This is a genomic window from Streptomyces sp. NPDC127106 (assembly GCF_042677605.1).
Classification (GTDB): Bacteria; Actinomycetota; Actinomycetes; order Streptomycetales; family Streptomycetaceae; genus Streptomyces.
In genome coordinates, this window is sequence record NZ_JBHXTC010000006.1 from 159,258 (window position 1) to 185,039 (window position 25,782).

The 25,782-nt window shown below is 70.0% G+C and carries 28 protein-coding genes; 25 read left to right on the forward strand and 3 right to left on the reverse strand.

Translation table 11 applies throughout. From position 1 onward, the window contains the following. Positions 1–112: 112 nt before the first annotated feature. The gene (locus ACFVGY_RS08955) at positions 113–2,617 is read right to left on the reverse strand and encodes a YfhO family protein (RefSeq protein ID WP_385673247.1); all 2,505 of its coding nucleotides are present in this window, start codon (positions 2,615–2,617) and stop codon (positions 113–115) included. A 429-nt stretch (positions 2,618–3,046) separates the two neighbouring features. Here ACFVGY_RS08955 and rpsL point away from each other — a divergent pair, with 429 nt between their 5' ends. The 4 genes from rpsL to tuf all read left to right on the forward strand — a co-directional run bounded on the left by rpsL (position 3,047) and on the right by tuf (position 7,407). Next, positions 3,047–3,418, forward strand: a complete 372-nt coding sequence (gene rpsL / locus ACFVGY_RS08960) for a 30S ribosomal protein S12 (protein ID WP_007265893.1) — start codon at positions 3,047–3,049, stop codon at positions 3,416–3,418. Positions 3,419–3,420: 2 nt separating this feature from the next. Further along, the gene (gene rpsG, locus ACFVGY_RS08965) at positions 3,421–3,891 is read left to right on the forward strand and encodes a 30S ribosomal protein S7 (RefSeq protein WP_114053724.1); all 471 of its coding nucleotides are present in this window, start codon (positions 3,421–3,423) and stop codon (positions 3,889–3,891) included. Positions 3,892–3,930: 39 nt separating this feature from the next. Further along, entirely contained in the window at positions 3,931–6,060 is a 2,130-nt protein-coding gene (gene fusA / locus ACFVGY_RS08970) for an elongation factor G (protein ID WP_385673252.1), read from the forward strand. A 153-nt stretch (positions 6,061–6,213) separates the two neighbouring features. Then, positions 6,214–7,407, forward strand: coding sequence for an elongation factor Tu (gene tuf, locus ACFVGY_RS08975; RefSeq protein WP_385673255.1), 1,194 nt, complete (start codon positions 6,214–6,216; stop codon positions 7,405–7,407). Between the two features lie 274 nt (positions 7,408–7,681). On the opposite strand, the gene rfbC is transcribed toward tuf, so the two are convergent. Continuing rightward, positions 7,682–8,281, reverse strand: a complete 600-nt coding sequence (rfbC, locus tag ACFVGY_RS08980) for a dTDP-4-dehydrorhamnose 3,5-epimerase (RefSeq protein WP_385673258.1) — start codon at positions 8,279–8,281, stop codon at positions 7,682–7,684. Next, positions 8,278–9,153 carry a glucose-1-phosphate thymidylyltransferase RfbA gene (gene rfbA / locus ACFVGY_RS08985; protein WP_385673261.1) on the reverse strand — a complete coding sequence of 292 codons (876 nt, stop codon included), beginning with the start codon at positions 9,151–9,153 and terminating at the stop codon, positions 8,278–8,280. The genes rfbC and rfbA overlap by 4 nt, the downstream gene beginning before the upstream one ends. A gap of 83 nt (positions 9,154–9,236) precedes the next feature. Here rfbA and rfbB point away from each other — a divergent pair, with 83 nt between their 5' ends. From rfbB to rplN, 21 genes are all read left to right on the forward strand, one after another. After that, positions 9,237–10,214, forward strand: a complete 978-nt coding sequence (gene rfbB / locus ACFVGY_RS08990; RefSeq protein ID WP_385673264.1) for a dTDP-glucose 4,6-dehydratase — start codon at positions 9,237–9,239, stop codon at positions 10,212–10,214. Then, entirely contained in the window at positions 10,211–11,179 is a 969-nt protein-coding gene (gene rfbD / locus ACFVGY_RS08995; protein WP_385673267.1) for a dTDP-4-dehydrorhamnose reductase, read from the forward strand. Before rfbB ends, rfbD begins: the two co-directional genes overlap by 4 nt. Further along, positions 11,176–12,507: a lipopolysaccharide biosynthesis protein gene (locus ACFVGY_RS09000; RefSeq protein WP_385673270.1), complete on the forward strand. Its 1,332-nt coding sequence runs from the start codon at positions 11,176–11,178 to the stop codon at positions 12,505–12,507. Before rfbD ends, ACFVGY_RS09000 begins: the two co-directional genes overlap by 4 nt. Positions 12,508–12,575: 68 nt before the next feature. Beyond that, positions 12,576–13,262, forward strand: coding sequence for a glycosyltransferase family 2 protein (locus ACFVGY_RS09005; protein WP_385673273.1), 687 nt, complete (start codon positions 12,576–12,578; stop codon positions 13,260–13,262). Next, positions 13,262–13,684: a DUF2304 domain-containing protein gene (locus ACFVGY_RS09010; protein WP_385673276.1), complete on the forward strand. Its 423-nt coding sequence runs from the start codon at positions 13,262–13,264 to the stop codon at positions 13,682–13,684. Before ACFVGY_RS09005 ends, ACFVGY_RS09010 begins: the two co-directional genes overlap by 1 nt. 5 nt (positions 13,685–13,689) lie before the next feature. Beyond that, positions 13,690–14,595 (forward strand): glycosyltransferase family 2 protein, encoded by a 906-nt coding sequence (locus ACFVGY_RS09015; RefSeq protein ID WP_385673279.1) that lies wholly within the window; start codon positions 13,690–13,692, stop codon positions 14,593–14,595. Between the two features lie 73 nt (positions 14,596–14,668). Then, the gene (locus tag ACFVGY_RS09020; RefSeq protein WP_385673282.1) at positions 14,669–16,609 is read left to right on the forward strand and encodes a hypothetical protein; all 1,941 of its coding nucleotides are present in this window, start codon (positions 14,669–14,671) and stop codon (positions 16,607–16,609) included. 62 nt (positions 16,610–16,671) lie between these two features. Beyond that, the gene (locus ACFVGY_RS09025) at positions 16,672–18,270 is read left to right on the forward strand and encodes an N-acetylmuramoyl-L-alanine amidase (RefSeq protein WP_385673284.1); all 1,599 of its coding nucleotides are present in this window, start codon (positions 16,672–16,674) and stop codon (positions 18,268–18,270) included. Between the two features lie 81 nt (positions 18,271–18,351). Then, positions 18,352–19,539, forward strand: coding sequence for a hypothetical protein (locus ACFVGY_RS09030; RefSeq protein WP_385673287.1), 1,188 nt, complete (start codon positions 18,352–18,354; stop codon positions 19,537–19,539). A 494-nt stretch (positions 19,540–20,033) separates the two neighbouring features. Then, a complete protein-coding gene (gene rpsJ / locus ACFVGY_RS09035; RefSeq protein ID WP_003948644.1) occupies positions 20,034–20,342 on the forward strand; it encodes a 30S ribosomal protein S10 in 309 nt (102 codons plus the stop codon). A gap of 14 nt (positions 20,343–20,356) precedes the next feature. After that, the gene (rplC, locus tag ACFVGY_RS09040) at positions 20,357–21,001 is read left to right on the forward strand and encodes a 50S ribosomal protein L3 (protein ID WP_361090689.1); all 645 of its coding nucleotides are present in this window, start codon (positions 20,357–20,359) and stop codon (positions 20,999–21,001) included. 5 nt (positions 21,002–21,006) lie between these two features. Continuing rightward, positions 21,007–21,657 carry a 50S ribosomal protein L4 gene (gene rplD, locus ACFVGY_RS09045; protein WP_125540845.1) on the forward strand — a complete coding sequence of 217 codons (651 nt, stop codon included), beginning with the start codon at positions 21,007–21,009 and terminating at the stop codon, positions 21,655–21,657. Then, positions 21,657–21,980, forward strand: a complete 324-nt coding sequence (gene rplW, locus ACFVGY_RS09050) for a 50S ribosomal protein L23 (protein WP_030298212.1) — start codon at positions 21,657–21,659, stop codon at positions 21,978–21,980. Before rplD ends, rplW begins: the two co-directional genes overlap by 1 nt. A 40-nt stretch (positions 21,981–22,020) precedes the next feature. Next, positions 22,021–22,857, forward strand: coding sequence for a 50S ribosomal protein L2 (gene rplB / locus ACFVGY_RS09055; protein ID WP_045945287.1), 837 nt, complete (start codon positions 22,021–22,023; stop codon positions 22,855–22,857). A gap of 12 nt (positions 22,858–22,869) precedes the next feature. Next, positions 22,870–23,151, forward strand: coding sequence for a 30S ribosomal protein S19 (rpsS, locus tag ACFVGY_RS09060; RefSeq protein ID WP_179173310.1), 282 nt, complete (start codon positions 22,870–22,872; stop codon positions 23,149–23,151). A 43-nt stretch (positions 23,152–23,194) separates the two neighbouring features. Further along, positions 23,195–23,542 (forward strand): 50S ribosomal protein L22, encoded by a 348-nt coding sequence (gene rplV, locus ACFVGY_RS09065; RefSeq protein ID WP_361090680.1) that lies wholly within the window; start codon positions 23,195–23,197, stop codon positions 23,540–23,542. After that, positions 23,542–24,381, forward strand: coding sequence for a 30S ribosomal protein S3 (rpsC, locus tag ACFVGY_RS09070; RefSeq protein ID WP_179173312.1), 840 nt, complete (start codon positions 23,542–23,544; stop codon positions 24,379–24,381). Before rplV ends, rpsC begins: the two co-directional genes overlap by 1 nt. A 5-nt stretch (positions 24,382–24,386) precedes the next feature. Beyond that, the gene (rplP, locus tag ACFVGY_RS09075) at positions 24,387–24,806 is read left to right on the forward strand and encodes a 50S ribosomal protein L16 (protein WP_352193895.1); all 420 of its coding nucleotides are present in this window, start codon (positions 24,387–24,389) and stop codon (positions 24,804–24,806) included. Further along, entirely contained in the window at positions 24,806–25,030 is a 225-nt protein-coding gene (gene rpmC / locus ACFVGY_RS09080) for a 50S ribosomal protein L29 (RefSeq protein ID WP_125540842.1), read from the forward strand. The genes rplP and rpmC overlap by 1 nt, the downstream gene beginning before the upstream one ends. After that, the gene (gene rpsQ, locus ACFVGY_RS09085) at positions 25,030–25,311 is read left to right on the forward strand and encodes a 30S ribosomal protein S17 (protein ID WP_079429300.1); all 282 of its coding nucleotides are present in this window, start codon (positions 25,030–25,032) and stop codon (positions 25,309–25,311) included. The genes rpmC and rpsQ overlap by 1 nt, the downstream gene beginning before the upstream one ends. A gap of 102 nt (positions 25,312–25,413) precedes the next feature. Further along, positions 25,414–25,782, forward strand: a complete 369-nt coding sequence (gene rplN, locus ACFVGY_RS09090; RefSeq protein ID WP_003956455.1) for a 50S ribosomal protein L14 — start codon at positions 25,414–25,416, stop codon at positions 25,780–25,782.

Here is a 25,782-nt window from a genome sequence, read left to right on the forward strand (position 1 = left end):
CTACGCATCGGGCCGGGGGCCGGGCACCCGGCCTCAGCCCCCGGCCTCAGCCCCCGGCCTCAGCCCCCGGCCTCAGCCCCCGGCCTCAGCCCCCGGCCTCAGCCCCCCGGCCTCAGGCTCGGCGCCGGCTGCGGAGGCCTGCCAGGGTGGCCCCGGCCAGGGTCAGCAGGGACAGGGCGGCTCCGGCCAGCCCCGGAGCGAGCCCCTTCGGGGTGAAGGTGCAGGCGAGCTCCGTCGCGCCGGGCGGGACGGGGAGGGCGAGCAGGCCGTGGTGCGAGGCCGGGGCCACCGGCTTCGCGTCCGCCGTGCACTGCCAGCCGGGGACGGCGGTCATGGCGAAGACGGCCGTGCCGCCGGCGCCCGCGGGGAGGACGGCCCGGATGTCGTGCCCGCCCGTCCGGACGTCGGTGGCACCCGTCCGGGTGAGGCCGGCGACGGCGTCGTCCAGCTTGGCGCGGTCCAGGCAGCCGATCGGGTGGTCCCCGGCGGTGGCACCCTCGGTCCGGGTCTGGACCGTTACCGCCACCTTGCCGTTCGCCGGGACGGGGCCCAGCTTCACGACCCCCGTCATCTGGTCCTCCAGGGGCCGCTGCGCGCCGCCGGAGGCGAGGGTTCCGTACAGGTCGGGGGAGAACCAGTAGGCCTCTGAGCCGGGGGTGCACTCCGCGGCGTACGTCTGTTCCGTGGCCGTGCCGCCCCGGACCGTCCGCGGGACCTGGTACACGGCCGCGCCGAGGACGTTCTCCTGCCGGGCGTAGACGCTGCCGGCCGGGTTGGGGGAGGTGAAGGCGGCGCTGCGGACCGTGACGAGCGGGGGAGCGGGGAAGCGGGCCGCGGTCCAGGTGTCCTCGGCCGGGCCGGGGCTCACGCGGGCGCCGATCGCGAAGACGGCGTCGAGGACCGGGTTGTCGGCGCCGAAGAAGGTCCGGCCGTCGTTCTTGAAGCCGTAGCCGAGCGGCTCCAGCGCCTCGTACGTGGCCTGCGGCAGGTAGCTGCTGTAGTACTGCGGGCCTTCCGCGCCCAGCGCCAGGGCGTCGTTGTACGAGGTCTGCGGCGCGCCCGAGTCGGTCCGGTACCGGGGCCAGCCGTTCACCGCGCGGACGGCGTCGTGGTGCGCGCTGATCGAGCGGTTCGAGGTGGCGATCGGCTTGGCCCAGCGCTCGCGGGAGCGGCGGGCGTCGGCACTGGCGGCGGCCGCGGTGGACTCGGCGAAGACCACGCCGGCCATGAGCACGGCGGCCGCGGGGACCAGGAAGCGGCGCCGGCCGCCCTGCCCCCGGTCCGCCCGCACCAGGAGGACCAGGGCCAGGAGGGAGACCGCGCCGCCGCCGATGACCGCCCGCACGGTCCAGCCGCCGAAGTCGTCGGTGTGCCGGAGCAGGAAGGCGGCCGCGACCAGCAGGCCCGCCGCCGAGGCGAGGTGGAGGGGGCGCGGCCGGTGGGCCAGGGACAGCCAGGCCAGGACCACGACCATCCCGCTGAAGACGAACGCCTCCCGGTACGGGTTGCCGTTCGGCACCGCGAGCCCGTGCCACAGGTACTGGGTGGGCGGGAACTGGAAGGAGGCGAGGACCAGCAGGGTCGCCGCGGCCCACACCAGGCGGGTCTTCCTGGCGATGGCCGCGTTGAACAGGAAGGACCCGGCCAGGATCAGGCCCAGCGAGGCCACGTACAGCCGGGGCCGGCCGCCCCACAGGTGGGTGGCCGGCAGCAGCCCGGACAGGAAGACCTCGATGCGCACGGGGTCGAAGGCCGCGGCCTGCGTCGGCTGGGCGGCGCCGCTGGACAGGAAGGACGGCAGCAGCAGCGGCAGCGTGAGCAGGATGCCCGTCGCGGCGGCGGTAGAGGCCCGCCACAGGGCGTGCAGCCGCTGCCGGCCGGTCAGGTCGAGCGTGGCCGCGCGGACGGCGAGCAGCACGCAGGCGGCCATCGTGGCCATCATCGCGGTGTAGAAGTTGCCGAACCAGGCGAGCGCGACGAACAGGGCGGCGGCCGTCCAGCGACGGCCCTGCAGGCACCACTCGACGGCGATGCCCAGCAGCGGGAACGCCACCAGGCCCCACAGCCACATGGGGATGTACGAGGCGTCGCTCAGCGCCCAGCCGCACAGCCCGTAGCAGGCGCCGAGGACCCCGCGCTGCCACCACGGCCCGGGGTGCAGCCGGCCGAGGTAGACGGCCATCACGGCGGCGGCCGTGCCCATGGTGACGGGGGTGACCAGGAAGACGGCGAGGTCGACGTGGGCCCGCGGGACGAGGACGGCCAGCCAGGAGAACGGATTGCCGAGGTACGTGTAGTAGTCGGACAGGAACTGCTGTCCGAAGCCGCCGCGCCAGCTGAACAGGACGTCGCCCGCGGCCTGCCCGTGGACCAGGTCCCACAGGCCCCGGTGGAAGGGCACGTACTGGTTGGCCTGGTCGTTGATGGCCCGTCCGGTGTTGCCGAAGGGGAAGGTGCCGCGCACCGCCCAGGAGGCGCAGAACGCGCCGGCGGTGAGCAGGAAGGCGAGCAGCGGCCCGTACAGGCGGTCGGGCCGCGGCACCCGACGGCTCCGGGGGCCGGCGTCGGAGAGGACCGGGCTGTCCGCGGCCGTCGGCTCCGGGGTGACCGTCCGCAATGTCCCGCTCCCTGGTGGGTGGTGGTGCCGTTTGGGCTGAATCGCTGACGCATCTTAGTTGCCGGGCGGAACCGGCCCGGCCGCCGCGGACGGCCGACGCCGGCGGTGCATACCACATCCGCGGGGCGGGTGCATGCCGGGCGGCCGGTGGCCAAGTGCCACATGACCGGCGGGGGTGTCGCGGGGGCGGCGGCGGGGCCTTTGTTTTGACCGGAGTGGATGCGGTGGGTACGCTCAGACCTTGTGCCTGGGGTGTGCCTGGGCTCCCGTGCGTGTCCATCAACCGCACGCGAGTCGCACCGGCCACCGAGATCCACACGCCTCTTTCCGCTTGCGGGAGGGCCTGCCGGATCCGACACACCCGACCGCGTGGGTCGGCAGAAGTTCCAGGTTAGCTTTACTACACGGCACACAGAAACCGGAGAAGTAGTGCCTACGATCCAGCAGCTGGTCCGTAAGGGCCGGCAGGACAAGGTCGAGAAGACGAAGACGCCCGCGCTTGAGGCTTCGCCCCAGCGTCGTGGCGTCTGCACGCGTGTGTTCACGACCACCCCGAAGAAGCCGAACTCGGCGCTCCGTAAGGTCGCGCGTGTGCGTCTGACCTCCGGCATCGAGGTCACCGCTTACATTCCGGGTGAGGGACACAACCTGCAGGAGCACTCGATCGTGCTCGTGCGTGGTGGCCGTGTGAAGGACCTGCCGGGTGTTCGTTACAAGATCATCCGCGGTGCGCTTGACACCCAGGCTGTCAAGAACCGCAAGCAGGCCCGCAGCCGCTACGGCGCCAAGAAGGAGAAGTAAGAATGCCTCGTAAGGGCCCCGCCCCGAAGCGCCCGGTCATCATCGACCCGGTCTACCAGTCTCCTCTTGTCACCTCGCTGATCAACAAGATCCTGCTGAACGGCAAGCGCTCCACCGCCGAGCGCATCGTCTACGGCGCCATGGAAGGCCTCCGCGAGAAGACGGGCAACGACCCGGTCATCACGCTGAAGCGCGCGCTGGAGAACGTCAAGCCGTCGCTGGAGGTCAAGTCCCGCCGCGTCGGTGGTGCGACCTACCAGGTTCCGGTCGAGGTCAAGCCGGGTCGTCAGTCGACCCTGGCGCTGCGCTGGCTCGTGGGCTACTCCCGCGCCCGCCGCGAGAAGACCATGACCGAGCGCCTCATGAACGAGCTCCTCGACGCCTCGAACGGCCTTGGTGCGGCCGTGAAGAAGCGTGAGGACACGCACAAGATGGCCGAGTCCAACAAGGCCTTCGCGCACTACCGCTGGTAGTCGCAACCCACATCGAGACCGAGAGAAGACTGAAGCCTTATGGCTACCACTTCGCTTGACCTGGCCAAGGTGCGCAACATCGGCATCATGGCCCACATCGACGCGGGCAAGACGACCACCACCGAGCGCATCCTGTTCTACACCGGTGTGTCCTACAAGATCGGTGAAGTCCACGACGGCGCTGCCACGATGGACTGGATGGAGCAGGAGCAGGAGCGCGGCATCACGATCACGTCTGCCGCGACGACCTGCCACTGGCCGCTCGAGAACGTCGACCACACCATCAACATCATCGACACCCCGGGTCACGTGGACTTCACGGTCGAGGTGGAGCGTTCGCTCCGCGTCCTCGACGGTGCCGTCACCGTGTTCGACGGTGTCGCCGGTGTGGAGCCGCAGTCCGAGACGGTGTGGCGTCAGGCCGACCGTTACGGCGTGCCGCGCATCTGCTTCGTCAACAAGCTCGACCGTACCGGTGCCGAGTTCCACCGCTGCGTTGACATGATCAAGGACCGCCTGGGCGCGGTTCCGATCGTCATGCAGCTCCCGATCGGTGCCGAGGCCGACTTCCAGGGCGTTGTCGACCTGGTGACGATGAAGGCGTTCGTCTGGTCCGCCGAGGCGACCAAGGGCGAGATGTACGACGTCGTCGACATCCCGGCCACGCACACCGAGGCCGCCGAGGAGTGGCGCGGCAAGCTGGTCGAGACCGTCGCCGAGAACGACGACGAGATCATGGAGCTGTACCTGGGCGGCGAGGAGCCGTCCGTGGAGCAGCTGCACGCCGCCGTGCGCCGCATCATCATCGGCTCCGGCAAGGGCACGGGCTCCACGATCACCGCGGTGTTCTGTGGTACGGCGTTCAAGAACAAGGGCGTCCAGCCCCTGCTCGACGCGGTCGTCCGCTACCTGCCGTCGCCGCTGGACATCGAGGCCATCGAGGGCCACGACGTCCGCGACGCCGAGACCGTCGTGAAGCGCAAGCCGTCGGACGAGGAGCCCCTCGCCGCGCTCGCCTTCAAGATCATGAGCGACCCGCACCTCGGCAAGCTCACCTTCGTCCGGGTTTACTCGGGCCGCCTGGAGGCCGGCACCGCGGTGCTGAACTCCGTCAAGGGCAAGAAGGAGCGCATCGGCAAGATCTACCGCATGCACGCGAACAAGCGTGAGGAGATCGACGCCGTGGGCGCCGGCGACATCGTCGCCGTCATGGGCCTGAAGCAGACCACCACCGGTGAGACGCTGTGCGACGAGAAGAACCCGGTCATCCTGGAGTCCATGGACTTCCCGGCGCCGGTCATCCAGGTCGCCATCGAGCCCAAGTCCAAGGGTGACCAGGAGAAGCTGGGTGTCGCCATCCAGCGTCTCGCGGAGGAGGACCCCTCCTTCCACGTTCACTCGGACGAGGAGACGGGCCAGACCATCCTCGGCGGTATGGGCGAGCTGCACCTCGAGGTGCTGGTCGACCGTATGAAGCGCGAGTTCAAGGTCGAGGCCAACGTCGGCAAGCCGCAGGTCGCGTACCGCGAGACCATCCGCAAGGCGGTCGAGCGCCACGACTACACGCACAAGAAGCAGACCGGTGGTACCGGTCAGTTCGCCAAGGTGCAGATCGCGATCGAGCCGATCACCGAGACCGACGGTCCGGCGTACGAGTTCGTGAACAAGGTCACCGGTGGCCGCGTGCCGAAGGAGTACATCCCCTCGGTCGACGCGGGTGCGCAGGAGGCCATGCAGTTCGGCATCCTGGCCGGCTACGAGATGACGGGCGTCCGCGTCACGCTTCTCGACGGTGGCTACCACGAGGTCGACTCCTCCGAGCTCGCGTTCAAGATCGCCGGTTCGCAGGCCTTCAAGGAGGCCGCGCGCAAGGCGTCCCCCGTGCTCCTCGAGCCGATGATGGCCGTTGAGGTCACCACGCCCGAGGACTACATGGGTGAGGTCATCGGCGACATCAACTCCCGCCGTGGCCAGATCCAGGCCATGGAGGAGCGTCACGGCGCCCGCGTCGTGAAGGGCCTCGTGCCGCTTTCGGAGATGTTCGGCTACGTCGGAGACCTCCGCAGCAAGACCTCGGGTCGCGCCAGCTACTCGATGCAGTTCGACTCCTACGCCGAGGTTCCGCGGAACGTCGCCGAGGAGATCATCGCGAAGGCCAAGGGCGAGTAACTCTCCCGAGTACACGCTTTAGGCTTGTCACCGGAACCTCTGGGGCAACAGGCGTAATTCAAAAAACCTGTTGCCCCGGGGACCGGCTTTCCAGCAAAGATCACCTGGCGCCGCTGAGTAAGGCGTACAGAACCACTCTCCAGGAGGACCCCCGTGGCGAAGGCGAAGTTCGAGCGGACTAAGCCGCACGTCAACATCGGCACCATCGGTCACATTGACCACGGTAAGACGACCCTCACGGCCGCCATTACCAAGGTGCTGCACGACGCGTACCCGGACCTGAACGAGGCCTCGGCCTTCGACCAGATCGACAAGGCTCCTGAGGAGCGCCAGCGCGGTATCACCATCTCCATCGCGCACGTCGAGTACCAGACCGAGGCGCGTCACTACGCCCACGTCGACTGCCCGGGTCACGCGGACTACATCAAGAACATGATCACCGGTGCCGCGCAGATGGACGGCGCCATCCTCGTGGTCGCCGCCACCGACGGCCCGATGCCGCAGACCAAGGAGCACGTGCTCCTGGCCCGCCAGGTCGGCGTTCCGTACATCGTCGTCGCCCTGAACAAGGCCGACATGGTGGACGACGAGGAGATCCTGGAGCTCGTCGAGCTCGAGGTGCGTGAGCTCCTCTCCGAGTACGAGTTCCCGGGCGACGACCTGCCGGTCGTCCGCGTCTCGGCGCTGAAGGCGCTCGAGGGCGACAAGGAGTGGGGCGAGAAGCTCCTCGGCCTGATGGCTGCCGTGGACGAGTCGATCCCGACCCCGCCGCGTGACACCGAGAAGCCGTTCCTGATGCCCGTCGAGGACGTCTTCACCATCACCGGTCGCGGTACGGTCGTCACCGGCCGTATCGAGCGTGGTGTCCTGAAGGTCAACGAGACCGTCGACATCATCGGCATCAAGAACGAGAAGACCACCACCACGGTCACCGGCATCGAGATGTTCCGCAAGCTGCTCGACGAGGGCCAGGCCGGTGAGAACGTCGGTCTGCTGCTCCGCGGCATCAAGCGCGAGGACGTCGAGCGCGGCCAGGTCATCATCAAGCCGGGCTCGGTCACCCCGCACACCGAGTTCGAGGCCCAGGCCTACATCCTGTCCAAGGACGAGGGTGGCCGCCACACGCCGTTCTTCAACAACTACCGTCCGCAGTTCTACTTCCGTACCACGGACGTGACGGGCGTTGTGACCCTCCCGCAGGGCACCGAGATGGTCATGCCGGGCGACAACACCGAGATGTCCGTCCAGCTGATCCAGCCGGTCGCCATGGAGGAGGGCCTGAAGTTCGCCATCCGTGAGGGTGGTCGTACGGTCGGCGCCGGCCAGGTCACCAAGATCACGAAGTAATTCGTGTTCTGACCTGGTAGCTCGCGTGAGCGGGCACCATGTTTGACACAAGGGGCCCCTTCCCCGTCACCCAGGTGGCGGGGGAGGGGCCCTTTGCCGTACCCGGCCCCTGCGCGGCGCCGGTGCGGAGAGACGCCGCAGGTGGAGCGCCGTACGGAGGAGCGCCGTACGGAGGAGCGCCGTACGGAGGGGCGCCGTGGGGCGGCCCACGGGAAAGGGCCGCACCCCCCGTCGGCGGGGTGCGGCCCTCGTGTCCGGTGTACGGCGGCGGCCGTCAGTTCACGCGCAGGGACTCCGTGAACTCCTTGCAGGCGGCGTAGTCGGGCAGCAGGCCCGTCTCGATGGCCCGGGCCAGCGAAGGGGCGGCCTCGTCGCGCGCGGACAGCAGCGGGACCTCCGCCGGCCACTCGATGCCCAGATCCGGGTCGAGCGGGTGAACCGAGTGCTCGCCGGTCGGGTTGTACGTCTCCGAGCAGAGGTACGAAAGCGTCGCGTCGTCGGAGAGCGCGCAGAAGCCGTGGCCCATGCCCTCGGGGATGTACACCGCCCGGCGGTCCACGTCGTCGAGGCGGACGCCCTCCCAGCGGCCGAAGGTCGGGGAACCGACCCGCAGGTCCACGATGACGTCGAGCACGGCGCCGCGCACGCAGGTCACGTACTTGGCCTGGCCGGGCGGCACGTCGGCGAAGTGGATGCCGCGGACCACGCCGCGCGAGGAGACCGAGAGGTTGGCCTGCGCCAGCTTCAGCGGGTGGCCGACGAGCTCGGACAGCCGGTCGAAGCGGTACCACTCGGTGAACAGGCCGCGCGGGTCGCCGTGCAGCTGCGGGGTGACCTCGTAGACGCCCTCGAGGGAGAGCTCGCGGAACTTCACTTGGCGGCCTCCTCGTCGAGCAGGGCCACCAGGTACTGGCCGTAGCCGCTCTTCAGCAGCGGCTGGGCCAGCTCGCGCAGCTGGACGTCGTCGATCAGGCCGGCGCGCCAGGCGGCCTCCTCGATGCAGCCGATCTTGAAGCCCTGGCGCTCTTCTATGACGCGGACGAACTCGGAGGCCTGGACCATCGAGACGAAGGTGCCGGTGTCCAGCCAGGCGGTGCCGCGGTCGAGGATGGTGACGTTCAGCTCGCCGGCCTGGAGGTACGCGTCGTTGACGGCGGTGATCTCCAGTTCGCCGCGGGCGCTGGGCTTGAGGTCCCGGGCTATCTCGACGACGCGGTTGTCGTAGAAGTACAGGCCGGGCACCGCGTAGCGGGACTTCGGCTGGGCCGGCTTCTCCTCGATGGAGATGGCCTGGCCGTTCTCGTCGAACTCGACGACTCCGTACGCCGTCGGGTCCGCGACCGGGTACGCGAAGACCCGGCCGCCCTTGGCGTCGGTGTGCTCGGCCAGGCGGGTGCCGAGGCCGCTGCCGTGGAAGATGTTGTCGCCCAGGATGAGGGCCACGGACTCGTCGCCGATGAAGTCGGCGCCCAGCACGAACGCCTGGGCGATGCCCTCGGGGCGCTCCTGGACCGCGTACTCCAGCCGCAGGCCGAACTGGGATCCGTCACCGAGCAGGCGCTCGAACTGGGGACGGTCCTCCGGCGTGGTGATGATCAGAATCTCGCTGATTCCGGCCATGACCAGGGTGGAGAGCGGGTAGTAGATCATCGGCTTGTCGAAGACGGGGAGCAGCTGCTTCGAGACTGCCCGGGTCAGCGGCCAGAGTCGGGATCCGGTGCCGCCGGCCAAGAGAATTCCACGCATGGCACCACACTATGCGAGAGCAACCGGAACGAAAGGCTCCGGGCCGCTGGGGCGGTAGTACGAGCGACTAGACTCTCCGTACTATGCGCATTCTTGTGACCGGCGGCGCCGGCTTCATCGGTTCAGAATTCGTCCGCCAGCAGCTCGCCGCGGATGCATCGGCCCAGATCACGGTGTTCGACAAGCTGACCTACTCCGGCGTCGAAGCGAACCTCGCCCCGGTCGCAGGGCACTCGGGTTACAAGTTCGTCAAGGGCGACATCTGCGACGCCGAGGCCGTCGACGCGGTCATGCCCGGCCACGACGTCGTGGTGCACTTCGCCGCCGAGTCGCACGTGGACCGTTCCATCGCGGGCGCCGGCCCGTTCGTCATGACGAACGTCGTCGGTACGCAGGTCCTGCTGGACGCCGCCCGCAAGCACGGCGTCGGCCGCTTCGTCCACATCTCCACCGACGAGGTGTACGGCTCCATCAACGAGGGCTCCTGGACCGAGGAGTGGCCGCTGGTGCCCAACTCCCCGTACTCCGCCTCGAAGGCCTCCTCCGACCTGCTGGCCCTGGCGTACGCGCGGACCCACGGCATGGACGTCGTGGTGACCCGCTGCTCCAACAACTACGGGCACTACCAGTTCCCGGAGAAGGTCATCCCGCTGTTCGTCACCAACCTGATGGACGGCAGGAAGGTCCCGCTGTACGGCAACGGCGGCAACGTCCGCGACTGGCTGCACGTCTCCGACCACTGCCGCGGCATCGACCTGGCCATGCGCAAGGGCCGCGGCGGCGAGGTCTACAACATCGGCGGCGGCACCGAGCTCACCAACAAGGAGCTCACCGGCGTCCTGCTGGAGGCCGCGGGCCTCGGCTGGGACATGGTCGAGCACGTCGAGGACCGCAAGGGCCACGACCTGCGCTACTCCATCGACATCAGCAAGATCAACGCGGAGCTGGGCTACGCCCCGCAGGTCCGTTTCGAGGACGGCATCGCGCAGACCATCGCCTGGTACCGCGAGAACCGCGCCTGGTGGGAACCGCTGAAGGACAAGGCAGCGCTGCAGAAGTGACCGCCGCCGACACGAACGCCGACGCCGCCCCCCTCTCCTCCACCACCCCCGCAGCCGCCGGACGCTGGCTCGTCACCGGCGCCGCGGGCATGCTCGGCCAGGACGTCCTGGCCGTCCTGAAGGCCGCTGGGATCGAGGCCGCCGGCCTGCGCCGCGCCGACCTCGACATCACCGACGCCGCGGCCGTCCGCGCCGCCGTCGACGGTGCCGCCGTGGTGGTGAACTGCGCCGCCTGGACCGACGTGGACGGCGCGGAGACGGCCGAGGAGGCCGCCACCGCCGTCAACGGGACCGGCGTGCGCGTGCTCGCCGCGGCCTGCGCCGACGCCGGCGCGCGACTGCTGCACGTCTCCACCGACTACGTGTTGCCGGGGGACGCCTCCGAGCCGTACCGCGAGGACGCGCCCACCGGCCCGGTCAACGCGTACGGCCGCAGCAAGCTCGTCGGCGAGGAAGCCGTCGCCGAACTGCTGCCGCAGAACGGCTACGTGGTCCGCACCGCCTGGCTGTACGGCGAGCACGGCCCGAACTTCGTCGCCACCATGCTGAAGCTGGCCGCGCAGCGCGACACCCTCGACGTGGTCGACGACCAGCACGGGCAGCCCACCTGGTCGTACGCGCTCGCGCGCCGGCTGGTCGAGCTGGGCCTGGCCGCGCTGGCCGGCCGCGCCCCGGGCGGGGTGTACCACGGCACGGCGAGCGGCCGCACCACCTGGTTCGGCCTGGCCCGCGAGAGCTACCGGCTGAGCGGGCTGGACCCGGAGCGGATCCGGCCGACCACCTCGGCCGCGTTCGTCCGGCCAGCCGTGCGCCCGGCCTTCAGCGTGCTCGGGCACGACCGGTGGGCCGGGGCGGGCCTGACCCCGCTCGCCGACTGGCGCGAACAGCTGGCCGAGGCCCTGGCGACGCCGGTGTTCACGGCACTGGCCGACGCGGCGTCGGCCCGGAACGGAAGTACGGGATGAAGTCCCTGCTGAGCAGGCTCACCGCGGCGCTGCCGCCGGGCACCGTCGCGGTGGCCGGCGGCACTGTCGTGCTGGGTGCGGCCTCGTACGTCCACCTGGGCGTGGCCGGACACAGCCTGTCCACCGAGGACATGGCGAACGTCTCCGTCCTGTGGACGATCGTCATGTCGGTCGGCATCGGCGTGTTCTTCCCCGTCGAGCAGGAGCTCACCCGGATCGTCGCCGCCCGTGCGGTCCTCGGCCAGGGCGCCGCCCCCGTGCTGCGCCGGGCCACCGTGCTGACCTCCGCGATGCTCGGCGCGACCCTGCTCGTGCTGGGCCTGGCCGCGGGCCCGATCGCGGACCTCCTCTTCCGCGGCGACCGCGGCCTGGTCGCCGCCCTCGCCGGCGCCTTCACCGGCATGGCCGTCTGCTACCTGACCCGCGGGGTCCTGGCCGGCCTCGGCCGCTTCGGCGCGTACGGACTCCAACTCGCCCTGGACGGCGGGCTGCGGATCGCCCTGGCCTTCGGCTGCGCCCTGGCCGGGCTGGACTCCGCGCTGGCCTTCAGCCTGGTGCTGGCCGTCGCCCCGGTCACCGCCGTGCTGGCCACGCTGCCGGCGCTGCTGCGCGCGGTGGGGCCGGGCGAGGGGATCTCCTGGCGGGAGCTGACGGGCGGGCTGGGCCTGCTGATCTGCTCGACGCTGCTGTCGCAGGTCGTCGTCAACGCCGCGGTGATGAGCACCAAGCTGCTCGCCCCGGCCGACAGCGCGCTGATCGCGGCACTGCTGAGCGCACTGGTCCTGGCGCGGGTGCCGCTGTTCGTCTTCGGCTCGCTCCAGGCCTCGCTGCTGGGCGGGCTGACGGCCGCGTACACGGCGGGCGACCGGGCGGCGTTCTCGGCGATGCTGCGCCGGATCGGCGTGGTCGTCGGACTGCTCGGACTGCTCGGCGGGGTGCCCGCCACCGCCCTCGGCCCCTGGCTGATCGAAGTGCTGTTCGGGGCCGAAGCGGTCCTGGGGAGCGTCGACTTCTTCCTGTTGTCCGTCGGCACCGTGGCGTACATGTTCGCGATGGTGCTGGGTCAGGCGCTGATGGTATTCAAGCGGCACAACCTGCAGCTGTTGTGCTGGGCCGTCGGCACCGCCGTCCTGGCCGGCGTTACTTTCGCGCCGGGTGAGGTGGCCCTGCGCGTCATCCTGGCCTACACTCTCGGCTCCCTTGCCACCGTGCTCGGTATGCTGGCGGTGCTGAGGCTGAGGTTCCCCGGGGCAGCCCCGGGCGTGACCGAAGGACCCGGGGGCCAGGGCGCCGAGCGCGCGCCGGTCGCCGGGGCGGTCAGGGAGTGACCATGTCGGCCTTCGATGTCTCACCGATCACCGAGCACATGCACGTGCCACTTTCCGCTGGAGCTACCGTGTCCCAATACGACGATGTCTGGCTGGTCATACCGGCCTATAACGAAGGCCAGGTGATCGCCGGGGTCGTCGAGGGAGCGCGTGCCACCTTCCCGAACATAGTCGTCGTCGACGACGGCAGCTCCGACGACTCGGCGCGGCACGTCGCGACCACCGGCGCCCACCTGGTGCGCCACCCGGTCAACCTCGGCCAGGGCGCGGCCCTGCAGACGGGTCTGAAGTACGCCCTCGCCCAGCCCGGCGCCAAGTACTTCGCGACCTTCGACGCGGACGGCCAGCACCAGACGGCGGACGTCGAGAAGATGGTCGCCGTCCTGCGCGCCGACGAGGCGGACGTGGTGCTCGGTTCCCGCTTCATCGAGCAGAACGGCCAGGTGCCGTGGATCAAGCGGGTCGTGCTCCGCACGGCCGCCGCCGTCAGCCCCACCGCCCGCAAGCTCAAGCTCACCGACGCGCACAACGGGTTGCGGGTGCTCAGCCGCAAGGCGGCCGAGCAGCTCGACATCACCATGAACGGCATGGCGCACGCGTCCGAGATCGTCGGCTTCCTGGCCGCCTCCGACCTGCGCGTCACCGAGGTGCCGGTGGACATCCTGTACACCGACTACTCGCGGGCCAAGGGCCAGTCCCTGATCAACGGCGTCAACATCGTCTTCGACATCACTATGCGGGAGCGTGGCCGCTGATGAAGTACTTCTGGATCCAGCTGCTGCTCATCGCCGGGTCGCTGTCGATGGCCCTGATGTTCATACGCACGTGGGGCCAGGCCAAGAACCGTGCGTGGAAGCGCATCGCGTTCTCGGTCTTCGTCGTCGTCAACGTGTACGCGGTGCTCCGCCCGGGCGACGTCACCTGGGTCGCGCACGCGCTCGGCGTCGGCCGTGGCACCGACCTGGTGCTGTACGTGATGGTGCTGGCGATGGGCTTCCTGACGCTCAACACCTTCCTGCGCTTCCGCTCGCTGGAGAAGAAGATCACCGACCTCGCCCGGACGGTGGCCCTGAGCGAGGGCGCCCGGCACAACGAGGAGCGCCTCGGCGCCAGCACCGACGGTGCCGACGGTGCCGACGCCAAGGCCGGTGCCGACTCCGAGACCGTGAAGGCCTGACACCCGTGGTGACCTTCGACTTCATGCTCCCCTACTACGGGGACGTGCGGCTGATGCAGGACGCCGTCCGCAGCGTCCTGGCCCAGACCGACCCGGACTTCCGCCTCGTCGTGATCGACGACGGCAAGGAGCCGGAGGTCCCGGGCTGGTTCGAGTCGCTCCGCGACCCGCGGGTGACGTACCTGCGCAACGAGCAGAACCTCGGCATCACCAAGAACTTCCAGAAGTGCGTCTACCTCTCCGAGGCGGACCACGTCGTCATCATGGGCTGCGACGACCTGTTGCACCCGCACTACCTGGCGACCGTCCGCGGGATCATCGAGGCCAACCCGGGCATCGGCATGGTCCAGCCCGGCGTCGAGGTGATCGACGGCGAGGGCAAGGTGGCGTACGGGCTCGCCGACCAGACCAAGCGGCGGCTGTACGCCCCGCAGGTGGACGGCCGGCGGGTGATGGGCGGCGAGGAGCTGGCCACCAGCGTGCTGCGCGGCAACTGGCTGTACTTCCCGTCGATCTGCTGGCGCGGCGACGCGCTGCGCAAGGTCAACTTCCGGGACGACTACTCGGTGATCCAGGACCTGGCGCTGGTCGTCGACCTGCTCGAAGCCGGCGAGCAGATGGTGATCGACGAGACGGAGACCGTCTTCAGCTACCGCCGCCACGCGGTCAGCGAGTCCTCCGTCCAGGCGTTCTCCGGTAGCCGCTTCACCGAGGCCGAGCGGTACTTCAACGCCGTGGCCGACCGCATGGACGCCCGCGGCTGGACCAAGGCCGCCAAGGCGGCCCGGTTGCACACCGCCTCCCGCCTCCACGCGATCACCATGCTGCCCGGCGCCCTGCGCCGCGGGAACCGCGAGGGGCTGCGCACGCTCGCCCGGCACGCCTTCACCTCCGGTCGGCGAGCCGACTGACCCGGCGTTCACGACAGACCGCCGCCGCGGTGTCATGCGGCCGCGGTGCCGCCCGCGACCGATTTGGATGGACATGACGCACCTGGCCCCCGAGGTGGTCGGTGAGCCCGGTACAACGCACGGCCGGCCCGGTGCCGCCTCCGGCACCGGGCCGGCGGCCGACGGGACGGTCGAGCCCGGCGCGCAGCGCCGCCGCGGGTGGATGTCGCGGCGCTGGGCGCACGCCTCCGCCGAGGTCGCCGTCAGCCTGGTGGTCGCCCTCGGCTTCATGCTGCTCAGCCGCCGCATCGGCGTCGACCCCCTGGTCCGCCTCGGCCAGGTCAGCGCCCTGGGGGCGCTCCAGAAGTACGCGGCCCTCATCGGCCTCCCGCTGCTCGCGCTGCTGCTGTACACCGCCTACCGCGGGTCGGCCCGCCGCCACGGGATCGTCAAGCGCCTGGTCTGCGCGGCCCTGGCGGGCCTGGCCACCGGCGTGATAGCGGGCGGTGTGGTCGTCGCCCTGCGCGGCACGCCCCACGCGCTCGGCGGCCAGGAGGGCGACCCGGGCGTCCTGATCGACATGGCCAACTCGTTCCTGCACCACGAGGGGATGTCGGGCATCTACCCGCCCGCCTTCCCGGCCCTGATCGCCCTCTGGGCGAAGATCCGCTACCACGGCCGCGGCGAGACCGGCTTCGCCCTGCACGACCTGCAGATCTTCTTCACCGCCGTGGCCGGCCCGATGGCGTACTGCTCCTGGCGGCTGCTGCTGCGGCCGTTCTGGGCGATGCTGATCGCCGTCCCCGCCGCCCTCCTCTTCCTCGACCCGATCCGGCCGTACAGCCACGTCGTCATGATCGTGCTGCTGCCGCTGCTCGGCTACTGGCTGCGCCACATGCGCCGGGCCGGCCGGCTCCCCCAGCGGAAACTGCTGCTGCGCGGCGCCGCCGCCGGCGTCATCTTCGGCGGGCTCTTCCTGTGGTACTCCGGCTGGTACATCTGGGCCGCTCCCGGCGCGGCCGTGCTCGCGCTGTTCCTGTTCCCCTGGTACGCGGGCGCGTCCGTCAGGAAGCGGGCCGGCCTGTTCATAGGGACCACGATCCTGACGGCCGGGATCGTCGGCGCCCCGCTGCTGTACCAGATGGTCCGGCTGGGCGCGCAGAACCCCGACCGCTACGCCTTCCTGTCCGTCTACGCGGACCCGGGCTACGTCCTCGGCTGGGTCTCGGACCGGTCCGGGAGCCTGACCTACCAGACCTGGCCGGTGGCCGGCGAGATGGCTGGCCAGACCGGCTTCGCCCTGCTCCTGCTGTTCGGAGTGGGCCTCGGTCTCGGCCTGGGCCTGCGCCACGTCATGGTCCGCACCGCGGGGGCCGTCCTGGCGGGGGCCTGGCTGGCCCGCTTCTGGTTCGCCTCGAACATGGCCCAGGACAAGGCCGTACAGCTCTACCCGCGCACCACCTGGATCATCATGTACTGCCTGATGATCCTGGCCGTGTTCGGCCTGATGTCGGCGGTGCACCGGGGCTCCGGGTGGATCGAGCGCACCCTGCGCGCGGCCCGTGCCGACACCGCAGGCGGGGCGGGTACCGCCCGGGTCATCCCGCGGCGCGTGGTGCGCCAGCTCGCCGCCGGCATGGTGTGCGTGCTCGCCCTGTTCGGCGCCATGGGGTCGTCCTGGTCGGTCAACCGGTACATGCCCTCGGCCGACGTCGACTCGATGGGCATCGACGCGTACCGCGCGCACACGATCAAGAAGCGGGACGGCAGCTGCCCGCGGTTCTCGCCCGTCAAGGCCTGCGACGACATCGAGAAGGACGACTGGAAGCCCGGCCCGATCGAGGACTTCATCTGGTGCGCGGGCATCGTCGCCGACGACTGGCCCTCCGTCTGCGGGCTGAAGGCCCCCGAGAAGGTGCGCTCCAAGCTGGACATCGAGCGGGACCGGCAGGCGGAGTACGAGAAGCAGAAGAACAAGGCCGATCAGAACAAGGCCGCGCAGAACAAGACCGAGCAGAACAAGACGAAGCCGTAGGGGAGCCGTCCCGCCCTGCGCGCCGGGCTGTCAGTGCCCGCCAGTAGCATCCGCCGCGACAGATGTCGATCATCGAGGCGGACTCGCCGCAGGGTGGGAAGGCGAACGTGAAGCCGAATCGTGTGCGGGGGACGGCCCTGGCGGCTGCGTTGGGCGTCGTCGCGGTCCTGGGCATCCGGGCGACTGCGGGGGCCGGGCAGGCTCCCGCCCCGCGCGGCACCGGGCCGGTGACGGCGTACGGCTCCGGGGCCGGGGCCGAGGGCCGGGCCGGGAGCAGGCTGCACAGGCTCGCCCTGAGGGCGAGGGCCGCCGGCGAGGCCGTGCTCGCCCGGCAGGACACCCAGCCGTTCGGCCTGCTGGGCGTCTCGTGGACGGACCCGAAAGCCGAGGTCAAGGGCACCATCGAGGCCCGGGCCCGCGATGCGCGGACCGGTACGTGGTCGCGGTGGATCGAGCTGGAGCCGCTGGAACCCGGCATGGACGGGCCGCGCCCCGGCGCCAGGGGAGCCACCGAGCCCGTCTGGGTCGGCGCCTCCGACGGCACCGAGGTACGGGTCAGGGGCGGCGGCACGCTCCCCGCCGGCCTGGAGCTGAACCTGGTCGACCCGGGAGGCAGGGGCAGCGGGGGCGGCGGGGCCCGCAGGAACGGCACGCCGGACGCGCGGCCGGCGGCCTTCCCCGCCCCCGCCCCGGCTGCCGCCGCGACCGGAGCAGCGGACCCCGGTCCGGCCTCCACCGCGCCCCGGCCGGCCGTGGTCCCGCGCGCCGAGTGGGGCGCCGACGAGTCGCTGAACGGCGAGGGCCCCGGCTATCTCCCCGGCGGGAAGGTCAAGGCGGTCTTCGTCCACCACACCGCCGACGCCCGGCCCTACGACTGCACCGAGTCCGCGGCCATCGTCCGGGGCATCCACGTCTACCACGTGCAGACCAACGGCTGGCGCGACCTCGGCTACAACTTCCTCGTCGACAAGTGCGGCACGGTCTTCGAGGGCCGCAAGGGCGGCATCGACCGGCCCGTCCTCGGGGCCCACACCCACGGCTGGAACTCCGAGTCGGCGGGCATCGCCGTCCTCGGCGACCACACCACCACCGGGATCCCGCAGGCCGCACAGGCCGCGATCGCGCGCATTGCCGCGTACAAGCACGGCCAGTACGACGGCGACATGAGCGGCACCGCCGCGCTGACCGCGGGCGCCACGCAGACCAACCTCCTCGGCGCCTCCTTCAGCGCCGGCCGGACGTACGCCTTCCCCGCGCTGTCCGGGCACCGGGACGGCTTCAACACCCGGTGCCCGGGCGACGCGCTGTACGGGCAGCTCGACGCCATCCGCGCGGCCGGCCCCGCGGCACGGCTGAAGGTCGCCGCCGTGAACGGCGAGGCGCCCCGGCCGGGCACGGTCCACCGGACCTCCGGCCCGCTCTCCCTGGAGTGGACCACCAGCACGCCCGGCGACCGGCTCGCGCAGTTCGAGCTGCTGGTCGACGGCTCCCCGGTCGCGACGGTGCCGGGCACCGCCCGTACGGCGGAAACCGTGCTGGCCCCCGGCAGCCACCGGATCGAGGTCAGGGCCACGGCCGCCAACGGCGCCACATCCACCGCGCTCCCGGTCTCAGTGGTCGCGGAGGGTCGCCCGGCGACGTCCGTGCCGACCGCCCGGTGATCCGACAACGCATCCCTTCGGCGACGGTCTCCCCGGAAACGGGGCGGCCCCCGCCGCGCTACGCAAGGACGAACTCCGTACATGGGCGACAACACCAACGACGACAGGCCGGCCGTCTCCGACGAGGAGTGGGCCCGGTTCCTGCAGCAGGCCGGGGCGGATACGGCCGACGCTCCCAAGGAGCCCTCCGCCCGGGCCCGGGAGGTCACGGCCCGGCTGCGCCGCGAGGAAGAGCAGCGGGCCAGGGCGGCGAAGTGGACGAGGAAGAAGGGCGGGACCCGACCGAGCGACCCGCCCGGCTGGCGCACCGGCCCGGCCTGGCAGGAGCTGGAGGGCCGGGGGAGGGGCCGGCGGCGCCTCAAGGCGGGCCTGGCCATCGCGGCCGTCGCCGCCCTCGCGCTGGTCGCCCTGCGGCCGGAGCTCGTCATCGACCGCCTCACGGGCAAGGCCGCGCAGCGCGGGGCCGAGGCGGCCCGGGAGCCGCTGCCCGCCGAGACGGCCCGCCCCAGCGGGGCGCCGTCCGCGACCCTCCCGGACCGGCCGACGCTGCGGGAGCCGTTCCGGGGTTCCCCGGCCGCGCAGTGGGCCGACGGGGCCGCCGGCATCGAGGTGCCGGAGGCGCGGGCCCTGAACGGGGTGTCGAAGGAGCAGGTCGCCGAGGGCCTGGCCCGCACCAAGCAGTTCCTGGTCGCGGCCAACCTCGATCCGGCGACCCTGCGGGGCGAGCGGCCCCAGGCGGCGCTGGACCTGATCGACCCGGCCCAGGACGAGCTCGTCGCCCTGGTGGAGCGGTCGCTGGCGAAGCCGGACCGGGACAGCGACCCGCTGAACCTGTTCACCCGCTTCCAGGCCGCGGAGGCACGCCCCGCCGGCGACGTGGTGAAGGTCCGCGGCCGGATGGAGCTGGAGCCCGGCGAGAAGCCCGGCCTCGTGGACGTGGTCGTCGACTACTCGTTCGTGTACCCGGTCGTCGAGGCGCGGGCGGGCGCGGAGGAGGTCACGCGTTCGATCGTCCGGCGGCAGATGGAGTTCACGATCGCCGACCCGGTGCGCTGGCGGATCAAGCCCGGAACCCTGCAGCTCGGGCCGTACGCGTCCGACATAGCGAACTCCTCGTGCGACCGGTGGGACGGGTACGTGCATCCCGAGTTCTCCGGGCGGCCGGCCTCCGGCCCCACCCCGTCCGGGACCCCGCAGGACCCGTACGACCGCAGCAAGGACATCCGCAGCGGCGGCACGGAGGGCTGCGCCACGGCCTCGCGGCTCTGACGCCCCCGCAGGGCCGCCGGGCGGTGCAGGAGCGCCCGGGACGCGTTCCCGGGCGACGGCCGCGTGGCGCGGTTTGACCGCTCACCGGGGAGGGGTATTCTCTTCGGCCCGATTGGCCAGGTACGCGCCTCGTATGGCAGACTACTCAAGTTGCTCGGCTGAGTGTCGATGCTGCGCGCCTCCCGCCGGGAGGACTGGAAGCGAGTCCCACAGTACTCGTCGCCTTTATCTGCCCCACGGGGCAGCAATGGGGCGGACGTACGGGAATCTTTCGGGAAGCGTCAGCACGGTGCCGGCCAGGCGCTCGGTGGGTGTTTCTCCCCCGAAACGCGGTCCAGGGACCGCACCCCCTGAACAAGGGAATTTCCGTATGGGAATTTTCTGAGAGGGAGTGCGACACGCCCGACCGCGTGGGTCGGAGGGAAGCGGTGGAGAGATCCGCAGCCGACCGGGAGCCAGAGCGTTTCCACAACAGACAGGACTACGGAGTAGCCATGGCGGGACAGAAGATCCGCATCCGGCTCAAGGCCTACGACCACGAGGTCATCGACTCCTCGGCGAAGAAGATCGTCGAGACGGTGACCCGCACTGGTGCGTCGGTCGCGGGCCCGGTGCCGCTGCCCACTGAGAAGAACGTGTACTGCGTCATCAAGTCGCCGCACAAGTACAAGGACTCGCGCGAGCACTTCGAGATGCGCACGCACAAGCGCCTGATCGACATCCTCGACCCGACGCCCAAGACCGTTGACTCGCTGATGCGCCTGGACCTTCCGGCCGGCGTTGACATCGAGATCAAGCTCTGAGAGGCGTCGAGAAGATGGCAAAGCAGATCAAGGGCGTCCTGGGCGAGAAGCTCGGCATGACCCAGGTCTGGGACGAGAACAACCGTGTCGTCCCGGTCACCGTCGTCAAGGCCGGTCCCTGCGTCGTCACCCAGGTCCGTACCAACGACACCGACGGCTACGAGTCGGTCCAGATCGCCTTCGGCGAGATCGACCCGCGCAAGGTGAACAAGCCCCTCAAGGGCCACTTCGCCAAGGCCGACGTCACCCCCCGCCGCCACCTGGTGGAGCTCCGCACCTCCGACGCCAGCGAGTACACGCTCGGCCAGGAGATCACCGCTGCCGTGTTCGAGTCCGGCGTCAAGGTTGACGTCACGGGCAACAGCAAGGGCAAGGGCTTCGCCGGTGTCATGAAGCGGCACAACTTCCGGGGCCTCGGCGCCGGTCACGGTGTGCAGCGCAAGCACCGCTCCCCCGGTTCGATCGGTGGCTGCGCCACCCCTGGGCGCGTCTTCAAGGGCGTGCGCATGGCTGGTCGTATGGGCAACGAGCGCGTCACCACCCAGAACCTGACCATCCACGCGGTGGACGCGGAGAAGGGTCTGCTCCTCATCAAGGGTGCGGTCCCCGGTCCGAACGGCGGCCTCGTCCTGGTCCGTACCGCGGCCAAGGGGGCTTGAGGTTAATGAGCACCATTGACATCCTTTCGCCGGCAGGCGACAAGGCCGGTACCGTCGAGCTCCCCGCGGAGATCTTCGACGCGAAGACCAGCGTTCCGCTGATCCACCAGGTCGTCGTCGCGCAGCTGGCCGCGGCCCGTCAGGGCACGCACAAGACCAAGACCCGTGGCGAAGTCCGTGGTGGTGGCAAGAAGCCTTACCGCCAGAAGGGCACCGGCCGCGCCCGTCAGGGTTCGACCCGCGCTCCGCAGTTCGCCGGCGGTGGCGTCGTCCACGGCCCCGTGCCGCGTGACTACTCGCAGCGGACCCCGAAGAAGATGAAGGCCGCCGCCCTCCGCGGTGCCCTCTCGGACCGTGCGCGTCACTCCCGCATCCACGTCGTCACCGGCGTGGTCGAGGGTGCCGTCTCCACGAAGGCCGCCAAGACGCTGTTCGGCAAGATCACGGAGCGCAAGAACCTGCTCCTGGTCGTCGAGCGCGCCGACGAGGCCGCGTGGCTGTCCGCCCGCAACCTGCCCCAGGTTCACATCCTGGAGCCGGGCCAGCTGAACACGTACGACGTGATCGTCTCTGACGACGTGGTCTTCACCCAGGCCGCGCTGGAGTCCTTCGTGTCTGGCCCCAAGGCCGATGAGACCGAAGGGAGCGACGCCTGATGTCCGAGGCGACCGTTACCAGCAAGACCTTCACTGACCCGCGCGACCTGCTGATCAAGCCGGTTGTCTCGGAGAAGAGCTACGCGCTGCTGGACGAGAACAAGTACACGTTCATCGTCGCGCCCGGCGCCAACAAGACCCAGATCAAGCAGGCCGTCGAGGCGGTCTTCTCGGTCAAGGTCACCGGGGTCAACACGATCAACCGTCAGGGTAAGCGCAAGCGCACCAAGACCGGTTTTGGCAAGCGTGCTGACACCAAGCGCGCCATCGTGACCCTCGCTGAGGGCGACCGTATCGACATCTTCGGCGGCCAGGCCTCCTAACGGAGTCCTGAGTCGTCCGGAATCGGACGAGGACTGAGAAATGGGTATCCGCAAGTACAAGCCGACGACCCCGGGCCGTCGTGGCTCCAGCGTCGCCGACTTTGTCGAGATCACGCGGTCCACGCCGGAGAAGTCGCTGGTCCGCCCCCTGCACAGCAAGGGCGGCCGTAACAACACCGGTCGTGTGACCGTTCGCCACCAGGGCGGTGGCCACAAGCGCGCCTACCGCGTGATCGACTTCCGTCGTCACGACAAGGACGGCGTGCCGGCCAAGGTCGCGCACATCGAGTACGACCCCAACCGCACCGCGCGCATCGCGCTGCTGCACTACGCCGACGGCGAGAAGCGCTACATCATCGCGCCGCGCGGTCTGCAGCAGGGCGACCGGATCGAGAACGGCCCGACGGCCGACATCAAGCCCGGCAACAACCTGGCGCTGCGCAACATCCCGGTCGGTACGACCATCCACGCCATCGAGCTGCGTCCCGGCGGCGGTGCGAAGTTCGCCCGCTCCGCGGGTGCCTCCGTGCAGCTGCTGGCGAAGGAGGGCGTGATGGCCCACCTTCGTATGCCGTCCGGTGAGATCCGTCTCGTCGACGCGCGCTGCCGTGCCACGGTCGGCGAGGTCGGCAACGCCGAGCAGTCGAACATCAACTGGGGCAAGGCCGGCCGCATGCGCTGGAAGGGCGTCCGCCCGACCGTCCGCGGTGTCGCGATGAACCCGGTTGACCACCCGCACGGTGGTGGTGAGGGCAAGACCTCCGGTGGTCGCCACCCGGTCTCCCCGTGGGGTCAGAAGGAGGGTCGTACTCGTTCGCCGAAGAAGGCTTCGAACAAGTACATCGTCCGCCGCCGCAAGACGAACAAGAAGCGCTAGGAGCGGGTTTAGATGCCGCGCAGTCTCAAGAAGGGACCCTTCGTTGACGGCCACCTCGTGAAGAAGGTGGACGCCCAGAACGAAGCCGGTACCAAGAACGTCATCAAGACCTGGTCCCGTCGCTCGATGATCATCCCCAGCATGCTGGGTCACACGATCGCGGTGCACAACGGCAAGACCCACGTCCCGGTGTTCGTCACCGAGTCCATGGTCGGCCACAAGCTCGGCGAGTTCTCGCCGACTCGCACCTTCCGCGGCCACGTCAAGGACGACCGGAAGTCGAAGCGCCGCTAATCGCGGGGTGGGAACGACTATGACTTACACCGAAGGGACAACCATGGAAGCCAGGGCCCAGGCGCGGTACATCCGCGTCACGCCCATGAAGGCCCGCCGCGTGGTGGACCTCATCCGTGGCATGGACGCCACGGAGGCTCAGGCGGTCCTGCGTTTCGCCCCGCAGGCCGCGAGCGTGCCGGTCGGCAAGGTGCTGGACAGCGCCATTGCCAACGCCGCGCACAACTACAACCACACGGACGCTTCTTCGCTGTTCATCAGCGAGGCGTTCGTGGACGAGGGCCCGACCCTGAAGCGGTTCCGTCCGCGCGCCCAGGGCCGTGCCTACCGGATCCGCAAGCGGACCAGCCACATCACCGTGGTCGTCAGCAGCAAGGAAGGTTCCCGGTAATGGGCCAGAAGGTAAACCCGCACGGGTTCCGGCTCGGCATCACCACCGACTTCAAGTCGCGTTGGTACGCCGACAAGCTGTACAAGGACTACGTCAAGGAAGACGTCGCCATCCGTCGGATGATGACGTCCGGCATGGAGCGCGCCGGCATCTCCAAGGTCGAGATCGAGCGCACCCGTGACCGCGTGCGTGTGGACATCCACACCGCTCGTCCGGGCATCGTCATCGGCCGCCGTGGCGCCGAGGCCGACCGCATCCGCGGTGACCTCGAGAAGCTCACCGGCAAGCAGGTCCAGCTGAACATCCTCGAGGTCAAGAACCCCGAGCTCGACGCTCAGCTGGTTGCGCAGGCCGTGGCTGAGCAGCTCTCCTCCCGCGTCTCCTTCCGCCGTGCCATGCGCAAGAGCATGCAGGGCACCATGAAGGCCGGCGCCAAGGGCATCAAGATCCAGTGTGGTGGCCGTCTCGGCGGCGCCGAGATGTCCCGGTCCGAGTTCTACCGCGAGGGTCGTGTGCCGCTGCACACGCTGCGCGCGAACGTGGACTACGGCTTCTTCGAGGCCAAGACCACCTTCGGCCGCATCGGCGTGAAGGTCTGGATCTACAAGGGCGACGTCAAGAACATCGCCGAGGTTCGCGCCGAGAACGCTGCGGCCCGCGCGGGTAACCGCCCGGCCCGTGGTGCCGGCGCTGGCGACCGTCCCGCCGGCCGTGGTGGCCGCGGTGGCGAGCGCGGCGGCCGTGGTGGCCGCAAGCCGCAGCAGGCTGCCGCTGCCGAGGCCCCCAAGGCCGACGCCGCTGCCGCCGCTCCGGCTGAGAGCACCGGAACGGAGGCCTGACCGACATGCTGATCCCCCGTAGGGTCAAGCACCGCAAGCAGCACCACCCCAAGCGCCGCGGCATGGCCAAGGGTGGCACTGAGGTGGCATTCGGCGAGTACGGCATCCAGGCGCTGACCCCGGCGTACGTGACGAACCGTCAGATCGAGTCCGCTCGTATCGCGATGACCCGTCACATCAAGCGTGGTGGCAAGGTCTGGATCAACATCTACCCGGACCGTCCGCTCACGAAGAAGCCCGCCGAGACCCGCATGGGTTCCGGTAAGGGTTCCCCCGAGTGGTGGATCGCGAACGTGCACCCGGGCCGGGTCATGTTCGAGCTGTCCTACCCGAACGAGAAGATTGCGCGTGAGGCTCTCACTCGTGCGGCCCACAAGCTGCCGATGAAGTGCCGGATCGTCAAGCGCGAGGCAGGTGAGTCGTGATGGCGGCCGGTACCAAGGCGTCGGAGCTGCGCGAGCTGGGCAACGAGGAGCTCGTTGCCAAGCTGCGCGAGGCCAAGGAAGAGCTGTTCAAGCTCCGCTTCCAGGCGGCGACCGGACAGCTCGAGAACAACGGCCGGCTCAAGGCCGTCCGCAAGGACATCGCCCGGATCTACACCCTGATGCACGAGCGTGAGCTCGGCATCGAGACGGTGGAGAACGCCTGATGAGCGAGAAGAACGTGACTGAGAAGACCGAGCGCGGCTTCCGCAAGACCCGTGAGGGTCTGGTCGTCAGCGACAAGATGGACAAGACCGTCGTCGTCGCCGTTGAGGACCGCGTCAAGCACGCCCTGTACGGCAAGGTCATCCGCCGTACGAACAAGCTCAAGGCTCACGACGAGCAGAACGCTGCCGGTGTCGGCGACCGCGTCCTCATCATGGAGACGCGTCCGCTGTCGGCGAGCAAGCGCTGGCGCATCGTCGAGATCCTCGAGAAGGCCAAGTAATCACCTGAAGGGTTTCCTTCAGGTTCGTTCCGCCAGGCTCGGCCGGGGCCGCCCGATTGAGGGCGCCCCGGCCGGGAACCGGCAGACAAACAGGAGATAGACGTGATCCAGCAGGAGTCGCGACTTCGCGTCGCCGACAACACTGGTGCCAAGGAGATCCTTTGCATCCGTGTTCTCGGTGGCTCGGGTCGCCGCTACGCGGGCATCGGTGACGTCATCGTCGCCACCGTCAAGGACGCGATCCCCGGTGGCAACGTGAAGAAGGGTGACGTCGTCAAGGCGGTCATCGTTCGCACCGTCAAGGAGCGCCGCCGCCAGGACGGCTCGTACATCCGCTTCGACGAGAACGCCGCCGTCATTCTGAAGAACGACGGCGACCCTCGCGGCACCCGCATCTTCGGCCCGGTCGGCCGTGAGCTGCGCGAGAAGAAGTTCATGAAGATCATCTCGCTCGCGCCGGAGGTGCTGTAA

What these genes read in the sequence shown, in the direction of transcription:
- rpmC (WP_125540842.1), top strand. Translation starts at nt 24,806, where the DNA reads ATGGCGGCCGGTACCAAGGCGTCGGAGCTGCGCGAGCTGGGCAACGAG.
- rfbA (WP_385673261.1), bottom strand. Translation starts at nt 9,153, where the DNA reads ATGCGTGGAATTCTCTTGGCCGGCGGCACCGGATCCCGACTCTGGCCG.
- rplW (WP_030298212.1), top strand. Translation starts at nt 21,657, where the DNA reads ATGTCCGAGGCGACCGTTACCAGCAAGACCTTCACTGACCCGCGCGAC.
- rpsS (WP_179173310.1), top strand. Translation starts at nt 22,870, where the DNA reads ATGCCGCGCAGTCTCAAGAAGGGACCCTTCGTTGACGGCCACCTCGTG.
- rpsJ (WP_003948644.1), top strand. Translation starts at nt 20,034, where the DNA reads ATGGCGGGACAGAAGATCCGCATCCGGCTCAAGGCCTACGACCACGAG.
- ACFVGY_RS09020 (WP_385673282.1), top strand. Translation starts at nt 14,669, where the DNA reads ATGACGCACCTGGCCCCCGAGGTGGTCGGTGAGCCCGGTACAACGCAC.
- rfbB (WP_385673264.1), top strand. Translation starts at nt 9,237, where the DNA reads ATGCGCATTCTTGTGACCGGCGGCGCCGGCTTCATCGGTTCAGAATTC.
- rplB (WP_045945287.1), top strand. Translation starts at nt 22,021, where the DNA reads ATGGGTATCCGCAAGTACAAGCCGACGACCCCGGGCCGTCGTGGCTCC.
- ACFVGY_RS09030 (WP_385673287.1), top strand. Translation starts at nt 18,352, where the DNA reads ATGGGCGACAACACCAACGACGACAGGCCGGCCGTCTCCGACGAGGAG.
- rplD (WP_125540845.1), top strand. Translation starts at nt 21,007, where the DNA reads ATGAGCACCATTGACATCCTTTCGCCGGCAGGCGACAAGGCCGGTACC.
- rplP (WP_352193895.1), top strand. Translation starts at nt 24,387, where the DNA reads ATGCTGATCCCCCGTAGGGTCAAGCACCGCAAGCAGCACCACCCCAAG.
- rpsQ (WP_079429300.1), top strand. Translation starts at nt 25,030, where the DNA reads ATGAGCGAGAAGAACGTGACTGAGAAGACCGAGCGCGGCTTCCGCAAG.
- rpsC (WP_179173312.1), top strand. Translation starts at nt 23,542, where the DNA reads ATGGGCCAGAAGGTAAACCCGCACGGGTTCCGGCTCGGCATCACCACC.
- ACFVGY_RS09000 (WP_385673270.1), top strand. Translation starts at nt 11,176, where the DNA reads ATGAAGTCCCTGCTGAGCAGGCTCACCGCGGCGCTGCCGCCGGGCACC.
- rplV (WP_361090680.1), top strand. Translation starts at nt 23,195, where the DNA reads ATGGAAGCCAGGGCCCAGGCGCGGTACATCCGCGTCACGCCCATGAAG.
- ACFVGY_RS09010 (WP_385673276.1), top strand. Translation starts at nt 13,262, where the DNA reads ATGAAGTACTTCTGGATCCAGCTGCTGCTCATCGCCGGGTCGCTGTCG.
- rplC (WP_361090689.1), top strand. Translation starts at nt 20,357, where the DNA reads ATGGCAAAGCAGATCAAGGGCGTCCTGGGCGAGAAGCTCGGCATGACC.
- fusA (WP_385673252.1), top strand. Translation starts at nt 3,931, where the DNA reads ATGGCTACCACTTCGCTTGACCTGGCCAAGGTGCGCAACATCGGCATC.
- rpsG (WP_114053724.1), top strand. Translation starts at nt 3,421, where the DNA reads ATGCCTCGTAAGGGCCCCGCCCCGAAGCGCCCGGTCATCATCGACCCG.
- ACFVGY_RS09025 (WP_385673284.1), top strand. Translation starts at nt 16,672, where the DNA reads ATGTCGATCATCGAGGCGGACTCGCCGCAGGGTGGGAAGGCGAACGTG.